The sequence below is a fragment of the Aliinostoc sp. HNIBRCY26 genome (assembly GCF_050235535.1).
Lineage (GTDB): Bacteria > Cyanobacteriota > Cyanobacteriia > Cyanobacteriales > Nostocaceae > Trichormus.
In genome coordinates, this window is sequence record NZ_CP189852.1 from 6136203 (window position 1) to 6148609 (window position 12407).

11 protein-coding genes are annotated in these 12407 nt (G+C 39.9%); 8 read left to right on the top strand and 3 right to left on the bottom strand.

Annotated elements, in window-relative coordinates:
• Positions 1-59 precede the first annotated feature (59 nt).
• Both ACQFX9_RS25935 and folE read left to right on the top strand, forming a co-directional pair.
• The gene (locus ACQFX9_RS25935) at positions 60-1109 is read left to right on the top strand and encodes a CobW family GTP-binding protein (RefSeq protein WP_427159432.1); all 1050 of its coding nucleotides are present in this window, start codon (positions 60-62) and stop codon (positions 1107-1109) included.
• A gap of 98 nt (positions 1110-1207) precedes the next feature.
• Positions 1208-1858, top strand: coding sequence for a GTP cyclohydrolase I FolE (gene folE / locus ACQFX9_RS25940; RefSeq protein ID WP_427159433.1), 651 nt, complete (start codon positions 1208-1210; stop codon positions 1856-1858).
• A 42-nt stretch (positions 1859-1900) separates the two neighbouring features.
• Here folE and ACQFX9_RS25945 read toward each other — a convergent pair whose 3' ends face one another.
• The 3 genes from ACQFX9_RS25945 to ACQFX9_RS25955 all read right to left on the bottom strand — a co-directional run bounded on the left by ACQFX9_RS25945 (position 1901) and on the right by ACQFX9_RS25955 (position 5192).
• Positions 1901-2263: a DOPA 4,5-dioxygenase family protein gene (locus ACQFX9_RS25945; protein ID WP_427159435.1), complete on the bottom strand. Its 363-nt coding sequence runs from the start codon at positions 2261-2263 to the stop codon at positions 1901-1903.
• 88 nt (positions 2264-2351) lie between these two features.
• A complete protein-coding gene (locus tag ACQFX9_RS25950) occupies positions 2352-4418 on the bottom strand; it encodes a S9 family peptidase (protein ID WP_427159436.1) in 2067 nt (688 codons plus the stop codon).
• A 36-nt stretch (positions 4419-4454) separates the two neighbouring features.
• Positions 4455-5192, bottom strand: coding sequence for a hypothetical protein (locus ACQFX9_RS25955; RefSeq protein ID WP_427159437.1), 738 nt, complete (start codon positions 5190-5192; stop codon positions 4455-4457).
• Positions 5193-5405: 213 nt separating this feature from the next.
• On the opposite strand from ACQFX9_RS25955, the gene hemE reads away from it, so the two are divergent.
• The 6 genes from hemE (at position 5406) to ACQFX9_RS25985 (ending at position 12382) form a co-directional block, all read left to right on the top strand.
• A complete protein-coding gene (gene hemE / locus ACQFX9_RS25960) occupies positions 5406-6458 on the top strand; it encodes a uroporphyrinogen decarboxylase (protein WP_236140482.1) in 1053 nt (350 codons plus the stop codon).
• Between the two features lie 159 nt (positions 6459-6617).
• Positions 6618-7574 (top strand): NAD-dependent epimerase/dehydratase family protein, encoded by a 957-nt coding sequence (locus ACQFX9_RS25965; protein WP_427159438.1) that lies wholly within the window; start codon positions 6618-6620, stop codon positions 7572-7574.
• Positions 7575-7820: 246 nt separating this feature from the next.
• Entirely contained in the window at positions 7821-8057 is a 237-nt protein-coding gene (locus ACQFX9_RS25970; protein ID WP_427159439.1) for a type II toxin-antitoxin system Phd/YefM family antitoxin, read from the top strand.
• On the top strand, positions 8044-8418 hold the full coding sequence (locus ACQFX9_RS25975; RefSeq protein ID WP_427159440.1) for a type II toxin-antitoxin system VapC family toxin: 375 nt from the start codon (positions 8044-8046) through the stop codon (positions 8416-8418). Before ACQFX9_RS25970 ends, ACQFX9_RS25975 begins: the two co-directional genes overlap by 14 nt.
• A gap of 189 nt (positions 8419-8607) precedes the next feature.
• Positions 8608-10875, top strand: a complete 2268-nt coding sequence (locus ACQFX9_RS25980; protein ID WP_427159441.1) for a TOMM precursor leader peptide-binding protein — start codon at positions 8608-8610, stop codon at positions 10873-10875.
• Between the two features lie 421 nt (positions 10876-11296).
• Complete coding sequence (locus ACQFX9_RS25985; protein ID WP_427159442.1) at positions 11297-12382, top strand: amidohydrolase family protein; 1086 nt, start codon at positions 11297-11299, stop codon at positions 12380-12382.
• Positions 12383-12407: the final 25 nt, after the last annotated feature.

Here is a 12407-nt window from a genome sequence, read left to right on the forward strand (position 1 = left end):
ATTCAAGAATTTGGGAAGATAAATCGAGATTGAGTAATTTACAAAAATCTAATTGCACTATGAATACTATCACTGCACCGACTAAAGACATCATTCCTGATATCCCTAAACGGGGAATGCCTGTTACGATTATCACGGGATTTTTAGGTAGTGGTAAAACTACCCTCCTGAATCAAATTCTGAAAAATAAACAAGATTTAAAAGTCGCTGTTTTAGTCAATGAGTTTGGCGATATTAATATTGATAGCCAACTGCTAGTTTCTCTTGATGAAGATATGGTAGAACTCAGCAACGGCTGTATCTGCTGTACTATTAATGATGGTCTAGTTGATGCTGTTTATCGTGTGTTAGAGCGAGAAGACCGCATTGATTACATGGTAATTGAAACCACCGGTGTTGCTGACCCATTACCGATTATTTTAACTTTTTTGGGGACAGAGTTAAGAGATTTAACTAGTCTAGATTCGATTTTGACTGTAGTTGATGCTGAGACATTTAATCGAGAACATTTTGAAAGTGAAGCGGCTTTAAAACAAATTACCTATGGAGATATTATTCTCCTCAATAAAACAGATTTAATTACCCCGCAAAAGCTGCAAGAAGTGGAAAGCTATATTCATGATGTAAAACATGGGGCGAGGATTTTACATACTCAATATGGCGAGGTGGCTTTACCTTTAATTTTAGGTGTGGGTTTAACTCCGACTGCTGAATATACTAGCCATGATTTAGAGGATGATGAACATGAACATCATGATCACCATGAGCATGATCATCATGAACACCATCATCACCATCACCACGAACACCACTCTCATCATTTAGAGAATGATGGATTTGTATCTATCTCTTGTCAATATGATAGACCTTTTGATGTGCATAAATTTGAAAACTTCCTAGCAGAAGAAATGCCGCAAAATGTGTTCCGTGCTAAAGGGATTTTGTGGTTTAGTGATAGTGAATTACGCCATATATTTCAACTAAGCGGACAACGTTACAATCTGCACGCAGATGAATGGCGTGATGCACCTAAAAATCAATTAGTTTTTATTGGAAGAAAATTAGATTCTCATCAAATTCACTCCCAACTTAACAAATGTTTGATATGATGAAGATGTGTTAAGTGATCAGCCATTTTAGTTAATAGTGAGTCACAGATTTTTCACTATTAACTAATTCATAATCTTTTACCAATTCAACAAAGAAAATGACTTTATCGATTCATCCCGATATAAATTCTGCTGCTGACGTAGTATCATCTATCACTACCAAGAACCTTCCCACTGTCACCGAAGCAGAGATGGTGCAGGCTGTGCGTACTTTGTTAATTGGTTTAGGAGAAAATCCGGATAGAGAAGGTTTATTAGATACTCCTAAACGAGTTGTGAAAGCTTTGCAGTTTCTGACGAAAGGATATCATGAATCTTTAGATGAACTCCTGAATGGAGCTGTATTTACAGAAGATGCCAATGAAATGGTATTAATTCGGGATATCGATATTTTCAGTTCTTGTGAACATCACATTTTACCAATTATTGGACGCGCTCATGTGGCGTATATCCCCAATGGTAAAGTAATTGGGTTATCAAAAATTGCGCGCATTTGTGAAATGTATGCGCGACGTTTGCAAGTACAAGAACGTCTCACCTTGCAAATTGCTGATGCACTGCAAGGTTTACTCAAACCTCAAGGAGTAGCTGTAGTCATCGAAGCCACTCATATGTGCATGGTGATGCGTGGTGTACAAAAACCAGGTTCTTGGACTGTTACTAGTGCAATGCGGGGTGTATTTGCAGATGATGCACGGACTCGCGAGGAATTTATGAATTTAGTGCGACACAACGTCAATTTTCATTAACTAGTTTTGGTGCTGCTTATAGAGATGAGAAAATTCTCGTCTCTATGAAGGAGCATTAGACTTGATTCGCTCTAGGAAGTTAATATTTAATTCAAGTCTATTTCCTAACCATAGGGCGTGTGCTGTATGATCTGTGAGATCATCACCCGTCTCAGGATGGATAAGGATATCTAAACCCTCACGGTTTAGCATTAACCAAGGTACAACTTGAGGAAATTGGTTAGGGGAAAAGGCGACTTGATACATTGATTGAGGATGTGGCCCAATTGGTTGATCATGCCATCTGCCTAACTGAACTTCAAATCTAGTACCTAATTCTTCCCTAATTTTAGCAGCCACTGAGCGAGTTTCGGGTTGATAGTAAATATGAGCATGAAAACCAGTGATAGTGCTATTTTCTTTCATGACTGTTTTTGCCGAGTAGGTGTTGGTGATTTCAATTTTAGATTTTAGATTCAACCTAAAATCTAAAATTGCTGGCTGTATCCCTAATTTAAACTAAGTTGAATCGTTCCAAAATAAAGGCATACTCAAAGGCTAATTCTTTTAAACTTTCGTAGCGTCCAGAAGCACCGCTATGTCCAGCATCCATGTTAGTTTTGAGCAGCAAAATATTATTGTCTGTTTTCAGTTCTCGCAATTTGGCTGTCCATTTGGCGGGTTCCCAATATTTGACGCGGGAATCATTTAAACCGGCGGTAATTAGTAAATCAGGGTAAGCTTTAGCCTCGACGTTATCGTAGGGTGAGTAGGACTTCATATATTCATAATAGATTGGTTCATTGGGATTTCCCCATTCTTCCCATTCTGCGGCGGAGAGGGGTAAGGATGTATCGAGAATTGTTGTTACTACATCAACAAATGGCACATTAGCAACAACCACCTGAAATAAATCAGGACGCATATTAATGACTGCACCCATTAATAAACCGCCTGCACTACCGCCTGTAATGGCTAGATTTGTGTTTGTTGTCCAACCTTCGTTGATTAAATATTCGGCGCAGGCAATAAAATCGGTGAAAGTGTTTTTTTTGTGTAAGAATTTGCCATTTTCATACCATTTGCGCCCCATTTCTTCGCCACCACGAATGTGTGCGATCGCAAATACAAATCCTCTGTCTAATAATGTTAGTCTAGTGGAAGAAAAAGACGCAGGGTAAGAAGAACCATAAGAGCCGTAGCCTGTGAGTAATAAGGGATTTTTGCCGTCTTTTTCAGTTCCTTTTTTGTAGACTATAGAAATGGGAATTTGTACACCATCTGGGGCTTGAGCCATTAACCATTCACTACAATATTGAGTAGGATCATAGCCACCAAGCACTTCGGTTTGCTTCTTTAATTCTCGCTCCTTGGTTGCCATATTGTAATCAAAAACCGATGGGGGCGTAATTAAAGAAGTGTAATGAAAGCGCAAAATATTAGTATTAAATTCTGGGTTACTACCTTCTGAAAACGCATAGGTGGGTTCAGGAAAAGCAATATTATCTTCATCACCCGTAGATAAGTTTCTCACCCTAGCCGCTTGTAGCCCATCTTTGCGTTCATAAATTACTAAATGGTCAGCAAAGAGGCTAATTCCTGAAAGTAACACATCTTCGCGGTGAGGAATAATAGTTTCCCAATTATCTTTTGATAGTGCAGTGATGGGAGTTTTCACTAATTTGAAATTAGTGGCGGCTTCATTAGTGACGATGTAAAAGTCATCGCTGTGATGGTCTACATAATATTCTACACCTGTTTGGCGGGGGTAAATAATCTGAAAATCACTGTGGGGATGATTAGCATCTAAATAGTGAATTTCTGTGGTGATACTACTTTGCAAACTCATTAAAATATACGCTTGTGAGCGAGTATTGCTAATGTATAACGAGTAAGCATCATCAGGTTCGTGATAAATTAATTCATCAGATTCGGGGATTGTACCGAGAGTATGTCTAAATAATTGGTAAGAACGATTCGCATGATCAATTTTGGTATAAAACCCTGTGCGGTTGTCATTAGCCCAACAAAAATAAAAATAAGTATCAGTAATAGTTTCTGGATAAAATTGACGGGTATTTAAATCCAGAAAGTAAAGTGTATATCTTTCGGAGCCACTGGTATCAAAGGAGTAGGCTAAGATTTGATGATCAGGGCTAATATCAAAGATACCTAAATCAAAGAAATCATGACCCTCTGCTAATTCATTTTCGTCTAAAAGTATCTCTTCAGGGGCATCTAAACTATCTTTTTTCCGGCAATAAATACGATAGGCTTTACCGGCTTCGGTGCGTGAATAATAGTAATAATTGTCTTTGCGGTAGGGGACTGATAAATCAGTTTCTTGAATGCGTGAGAGCATTTCCTCGTAAAGTTGGGTTTGCAATGATGCTGTATGCTGCATCATTGCGTCGGTGTAGGCGTTTTCTTCCTCCAAATATTGGACTACTTTGGGGTTATCAATGTCGCGCAGCCAAAAGTAGTTGTCTAGGCGGCGATCGCCATGTAATTCTAGAACCTGGGGCTGTTTCTCAGCTACAGGTGGCAGAATATTTGTTTGTAACACCCGATCTTTTGTCATTCTTCTGTAACCTTTTATCCCAAATCAACCATCTAGCTACCCCAAATTTGAGGGGACACTAGAGATTCCAGTCTGACGTTGTAGTTGTTTTTTTAAAGTACACAAGCCAATAGCTGGTATTACTCCCAGGATCATAGCCGTAAATCCTTGTTCAATCCAAGACATTACGGGTACTGGAATTAAATTGTGCATGAAAGAAAGTAACCAAACTACCACACTAATACAGAAGAAGGAAATCGACGGCAAAAAATTCCACCACCAACTTTTAAATGTGTAACTCCGCAGGACTAACCATTGCAATAAACCCAACCAAACCCCAGATAAAATATATGGAAGTGTTGACAAAAGACCCAACGCAAAAGCTGTATCATTAGTCAATGGTTGATTAAATAAATTAGCAATATAGTTAATCCAAGCCGTGGAGACAGCATTGGCTAGCAGCCAACCGATACTAGTAGCCAGCATCCACCGCCAGCCAGAGAGGTAACGGCGCATCACTAAGGCCTGATCAGCTGCAAAAACTAGGGCAAACACGATATTACCCAGGATTTTTACCCAAAAACTCCACATTTGTGGCTGTTCGGCAAAAAACGGCAGAAAACCTTGCCAGAGAATTTTTTCAATTGCCAGACTGACAATACCACCCACCACCCAACCCAAAACCGTCATCAAAGTAAACTGAAATAAAAATGTCCGGCGTTGGGAACGGGGGATCAATAATCTCACTGCTGGAGATTTACTCTGACTAGTTGCATGATGAGAATTAGTTTTCATATTAATTTAAGTTAAGAAATTTAAAAAAAATAATCTCAATAAAAACATTTGTAACCTAAGTATGAAAATGGGTATAGGTCATAGGGCGTAGGGCATTGAGCATCTCGCGTGTCACCTGTTACTGTTGAGCTGTTACCTCTATTTGAGAAAGCGTAATCCCAGAATGATAAGCTAAACATTGACATAAAAAAGTGACTTAGGATGAAGTGTTAAATGGGTTTTGCTTCAACGACTCCTCATCTTTTGCGGGCTGCTCGTGGTGAAATTGTAGATCGTCCCCCTGTGTGGATGATGCGCCAAGCGGGACGATACATGAAAGCATATCGGGATTTAAGGGAGAAATATCCTTCATTTCGCGATCGCTCCGAAATTCCTGAAGTAGCGATTGAAGTCTCCCTGCAACCTTGGAGAGCTTTCCAACCAGACGGCGTAATTTTATTTTCCGATATTGTGACTCCCTTACCCGGTTTGGGGATTGACATGGACATTGCGGAAGGTAAAGGCCCCATTATTCATGCGCCCATTCGCACTCAAGCACAAATTGACGCGCTGCACCCACTAGAACCAGAAACGGCTCTACCTTTTATCAAAACTATTTTGCAGGCATTACGTCAAGAAGTAGGCAACAAATCGACGGTATTGGGCTTTGTGGGTGCGCCGTGGACTCTAGCGGCTTATGCAGTAGAGGGTAAAGGTTCTAAAACCTATTCCATCATCAAGAACATGGCTTTCACCCAGCCAGATTTACTGCATCAACTCCTAACTAAATTAGCAGATGCGATCGCAGATTACGTCCGTTATCAAATCGACTCCGGCGCGCAAGTAGTGCAGATGTTCGATTCTTGGGCGGGATACCTCAGCCCCCAAGACTATGATATTTTTGCGCTACCTTACCAAAAGCGGGTATTCCAGCAAGTCAAGGAAACTCACCCAGACACCCCATTGATTTTGTTAGTCAGTGGTAGCGCAGGTGTATTAGAACGGATGGCGCAATCTGGTGCGGATATCGTCACTGTAGACTGGACAGTAGACATGGCCGATGCAAGAGCCAGACTAGGAAAACACGTCAAAGTCCAAGGTAATCTTGACCCAGGCGTATTATACGGCTCAAAAGAATTTATCCGCGATCGCATCATTGACACTGTTCGCAAAGCTGGTAACTGGGGTCACATCCTCAACCTTGGTCACGGTGTACACCCAGACACCCCAGAAGAAAACGTGGCTTTCTTCTTTGAAACCGCCAAGCAACTCAATGCGTTGGTTTAGTCATTAGTCAATAGTCATTAGTCAATAGTCATTAGTTTTTGTTCTGGGAACTATTGACTTTGGATTAGAGACTATTGACTCTATCGATAAAATTTAATTTTGGATTTGCGATTTTTAGATTGTTCAATCTACAATCTAAAATTATCCTGCCTCTCTCTTATGAATAAAAGAATTTTAGTAACTGGTGCTAGTGGCTGTATTGGTCACTATATAAGTGAAACATTAATTCAACAAACAGAAGACGAATTATATTTACTAGTCAGAAACCCGCAAAAATTACAAGTTGATACCACTGTTCGTCCTGGTATTCACGTTTTGCAGGGTGATATGCAAAATATTAGCCAATTAGCTGATTTACTACCCACAATTGATGTTGCTGTTCTCACCGCTACGGCTTGGGGTGGTGAACAAACTTTTGATATTAATGTATCGAAAACTTTAGAACTACTCAGTCTATTAAATCCTGAACGTTGCCAACAAGTTATTTATTTTTCTACAGCTAGTGTTTTAGACCGTCATAATCAACCACTCCAAGAAGCGGGAGAAATTGGTACAGATTATATCCGGTCTAAATATGAATGTTTACAGAAGATATCACAATTGGCGATTTCATCGAAAATTACTACTGTTTTTCCGACTTTAGTTTTAGGTGGTGATGCCAAAAAACCCTATTCTCATTTAACATCAGGAATTCCCGAAGTTACTAAATATATTAATTTAATTCGGTTCTTCAAAGCCGACGGTAGTTTTCACTTTATCCACGGTCAAGATATTGCGACTGTAGTTAAATATTTAATTGTCAATCCTCCCCAAAATGATACACCGCACAGGCTAGTTTTAGGACAAAAAAGACTAACCGCCGACCAAGCCATAGAAGAACTTTGTACTTATTTCGGCAAAAAGATTCTCTTCCGTATTCCCCTATCTTTATCTTTAGCAAATGTAATCATTGCCGTCTTTCGGATTCAAATGGCGGCTTGGGATCGATTCTGCATGAACTACCGTCATTTTACCTATGACACCGTAATTAATCCTGGTAGTTTTGAGTTACCTAATTACTGTGCAACTATGAGGGATGTGTTAAAGATTAGCGGTGTTAAACCTATTTCAAATTAACCCATAAGTAGCGATCATGAACTGGGTACACAAGAAAACATGAAAAAGTCTTTCCCTTACACCCCTATACCCTTAAACCCCTACACCCCTTTTTCAAGCTAGAACAGGGTAAATAATTAAAGGTTTGTAGTGAGAACTTTAGTTCTCAAATAAGGACTAAAGTCCTTACTACGAAAGCTTATGGGTAAAGCCAGGATTTTTGTTATCCTAGAACTGATGAAACAATGTAAATCTTGAAGGCAAGTAATGAAAAAGGTTACATTAACGGAATTAAGTAATAATATTGAGCATCTATTAGATGAGGTGCTAGAAACAGGTATGCCATTAGAAATTAATAAAAATGGCAAATTATTAAAAATTGTTCCTGTAGAAAAAATAGATAAACTTAAAAATTTGACTGCCAAACCAAATGCTATCCAGGGAAATCCTGATGATTTAGTTAATATCAGTTGGGGGCAGGAGGTTAATATTGATTTATCTTGATACTCATGTAGTAGCATGGCTCTATTCTGGTTTAACAGATAAATTAACTGATGTTGCCAAAACTTTAATTAATAATAATGAAGTTTATATTTCGGCAATTGTTCGATTAGAGTTGCAATATTTATATGAGATAAAACGTATTACAGATGAGCCAAATGTGATTATTGCGGATCTGTCAAATCACATTGACTTAAAGGTTTGTAATAAAAATTTTAATGACATTATCAGCGTTGCTTTAACAATAACTTGGACTCGTGATCCCTTTGACCGGATAATTACGGCAAATGCTTTGTTAGATAAAAATATATTATTGAGTAAAGACCAAAATATTCTCGACAACTATCCCTATGCACAATGGTAGTGTCTTAATTTACATAAATTACTATTGCATAACCATATGGCAATACAACTATGATTTTGTATAGTAGAAGTATCTGGATAGTAAGTTACTTCGTTAACGTACCCTAAAAGTTTACTAGGTGAGATTTTCACACTATACCCACGGATTAGCTAACATATGTCAGTAATTTCCAGATTTTGCTGACAAAACATGATTATTCAACCAAAATTTAAGTCCTGCTACACCGTTGAGACCATAGAACCAGACCAAGTATTTATCATATCTGAGAGAGAATCCATTTGCTTGAGCGATCGCCTCTCATTTCTTCTCGCTTCTCTCATCAAAGAAGGTAAATATAGCCTTGATGAAATCATTGACATCATTCAGCTAGAACTACTACCAACCAATCCAGACAACTCAGATTTCTTTCAGAATGTTCTCAACACCAGTATCAAAGCCCAATACGCCCTATTCCACATGGAACAACGGGGCTATCTAGAAGATGAATCTGAGCGATCGCCTTTAGCCATTTTCTGTCATCATCTTAATGTTCCCCCCATCCTAGCTGCTCAAAGGTTGCAATCAACTACAGTTGCAGTTAAAACATTTGGTTCTCTTCCCAGCGATGACTTAATCTCTCTCCTCAAATCCCTAGATATCCCAGTCGCAGAACCCGGAGATATCACCGTCGTGTTGACTGACGACTACCTCCACCCCCAACTAGCAGCATTTAATCAACAAGCCTCATCCCCGTGGCTACTAGCTAACCCCTGGGGAACAATAGTCTGGATAGGGCCGATATTTCACCCCCAAAAAACGGCTTGTTGGGAATGTCTCGCTAACCGTCTAAGAAATAATCGCCCAGTTGCTAGTTACCTTCACAGACATCAACAAATTTCCCTATCCCCACCGCTAGGATTTCTCAATGCTACAGTGCAAACCGCACTAGGAATGATCGCAACGGAGGTTTTTAAATGGATTATTCAAGGTGAAAATCCCAGACTAGCAGGGAATCTCATCACCTATGACACCTTGACTCTCCAAACCCAAAACCATACAGTCGTACAGCGTCCCCAGTGTGATAGTTGCGGTGAACCAAATCACCAGCCCTCGCCAATTGTTTTAGAACATCGCCAAAAAACTTTTACCACAGACGGCGGACATCGTTCTTGTTCACCACAGGAAACTTTAAAGAAATACGCCCATCATATTAGCCCCATTACAGGTATTGTCAGAGAACTCAGCAAAATCCCAGGGAATGGCTTAACCCACACATATATAGCCAAACATCATTTTCAGAGTCTTTTTGATGATTTAGCCAGTTTACGCCAAAATATCGGCGGTAGAAGTGCCGGTAAAGGTAGAACTGATACCCAAGCCCAAGCTAGCGGTTTTTGTGAAGCCATTGAAAGGTATTCTGGGGTGTTTCAGGGGGATGAAATCAGACGCAAAAGCAGTTATGAACAGTTGGGCGACAAAGCAATTCACCCCAATGATTGTATGAATTTTAGCCCAGACCAATATCAGCACCGAGAACAATGGAATGTTGATTGTCAAGGTTGGTTTCAAAAAGTCCCTGCACCTTTTTATACCACCAGAGAAATTGACTGGACACCAGTTTGGTCTTTAACCCATCAGGAATTTAAATATCTGCCTACTGCCTACTGTTATTACGGCTATCCCCAGTCAGGTGAGAGGGATTGTTGGGCAGACTCCAACGGTTGCGCCGCAGGTAATACCCTCGAAGAAGCCATTCTCCAAGGCTTTATGGAACTCGTAGAAAGGGATTGTGTAGCCTTGTGGTGGTATAATCGGCTGCCAAAACATCAAGTAGATTTAAATAGTTTTGATGAACCTTATTTTCAAACTTTGAACAAATATTATCAAACTATTGACAGACAATTGTGGGTAATAGATATTACTAGTGATCTCAACATTCCGGCTTTTGCGGCCATTAGTCGCAGAACAGATGGAGATGTAGAGGATATTATCTTAGGTTACGGCGTTCACTTTGATGCCAAGCTAGCCATTAGTCGAGCTTTAACAGAAGTGAACCAAATTTTGCCGAATGTATTAGTTACTAACGCGGATGGTAGTACCCAGTATCCCCCATCTAGCGATCGCCTTGCTGTGGAATGGTGGAAATCTGCAAATATCTCCAATCAACCTTATCTAGTTCCCGACGCTCAAAGTGTTCCCAAAGTCTATGCAGATTATCCCCAATTAGCCAGCGATGATCTTCTGGAAGATGTCAGGCTATGTCAAAAAATTGTGGAACAGCATGGTTTAGAAATGCTCGTTCTAGATCAGACTCGCCCTGATATTGGACTTAAAGTAGCTAAAGTGATTGTACCAGGAATGCGCCATATGTGGAAACGCTTAGGTGCAGGCAGACTTTATGATGTCCCCGTGAAAATGGGTTGGTTACAACAACCGCTTACAGAAGCACAACTAAACCCCTATCCCATGTGGATGTAATAACAATTCAAAATTCAAAATTCAAAATTCAAAATTAAGAAAGCTACATATAGGACAATACAGTTCAGTTAAGAAAACAGTTTGTAGTGAGGACTTTAGTCCTCATCTAAGGACTAAAGTCCTTACTACGAACTTTTCCTTACTTCACAAACCGCAAATTTTAGTTCCTTCTTTCCTGTTCCTCCGAAGTTCTGATCGGAGGAAACCTCCGCTCAGACTTCTCTCTGTTCCCTGTTCGCTGTTCCCTGCCTACGCAAATAATTTCATCGAATCAAAGCGGATTCCTATATTACAGGGATTTCCTAGAAAAAATACTAGCTATCCTAATTTGATAGTACACCCATTGGGCTGATTTTAGACTGCGTAAAATCCCCAGTCCCCAGTCCCCAGTCCCCAATCCCCAATCCCCAATCCCCAATATATGCTGCATGGATACAAGATTATTGATGCTGATTCCCATGTAATTGAACCGCCGCAGATGTGGGGAAAATACCTTGCACCTGAATTTAGGGAGTTTGCACCCTCGCTAGACATGAAAATTCAAGGAGAAGACATAGTAAATAAGATATCGCAACAAGTGAGAACAGCAGGCGATCGCCAAATGAGGCAAGCTCACCCCCAAGCCTATTTTCAACGCTATGATGCGGAATCTCACCTGCAAGCAATGACACAAATGGGGATTGATATCGCCTTTATTTATCCCACTTACGGACTGTGGTTATTTGCGATTGATAGTATGTCTCCAGAGGTTGTAGGAGCTTTTACCCAAGCCTACAATACATGGCTATATGAAGAATTTTGTAGTTATGCTCCAGACAAATTAAAAGGAGTCGGAGCGATTAATCTTCATGCACCAGAAACAATGGTGTCAGAACTCCACCGCATTGCTGAATTTGGTTGGAAAGCCGTCTGTTTACGTCCCAACCCCGTCAAAGGTAGAATACTCAGCGATCGCAGCTATGAACCATTTTGGACAGCCTGCGAAGAATTAAATATCGCGGTGGGAATTCATGAGGGAACCCATAGCCGTTTACCAACTACAGGTGCAGATAGATTTCATACTCGTTTTGCTATGCACGCTTGTTCCCATCCAATGGAACAGATGATGGCTTTATTAGCATTAATTGAAGGCGGAGTTTTAGAACGTCATCCACAATTAAAATTTGGTTTTTTAGAGTCTGGTTGTGGCTGGCTTCCTTATTGGCTTTGGCGACTAGATGAAGAATACAAAAATTTATATTTTGAAGTGAAAGATCACATCAAAATGCCGCCTTCAGAATACTTTCGTCGCCAATGTTTTATCGCAATTGAACCTTCTGAACCTTGCATATTAGAAATTATCGAGTACATTGGAGCAGGTAACTTTTTCTTCGGCTCTGATTATCCCCATATGGATCATCAACCGGACATTGTAAATCGGCTTCTAGAACTGGAAAATCAATTATCTCAAGAAACAATTCAGAAGATTCTTTGGGATAACCCTCTCCATTTTTACAGTTTACTCTAATGCTTTCTGAATGAATTATCTGGCT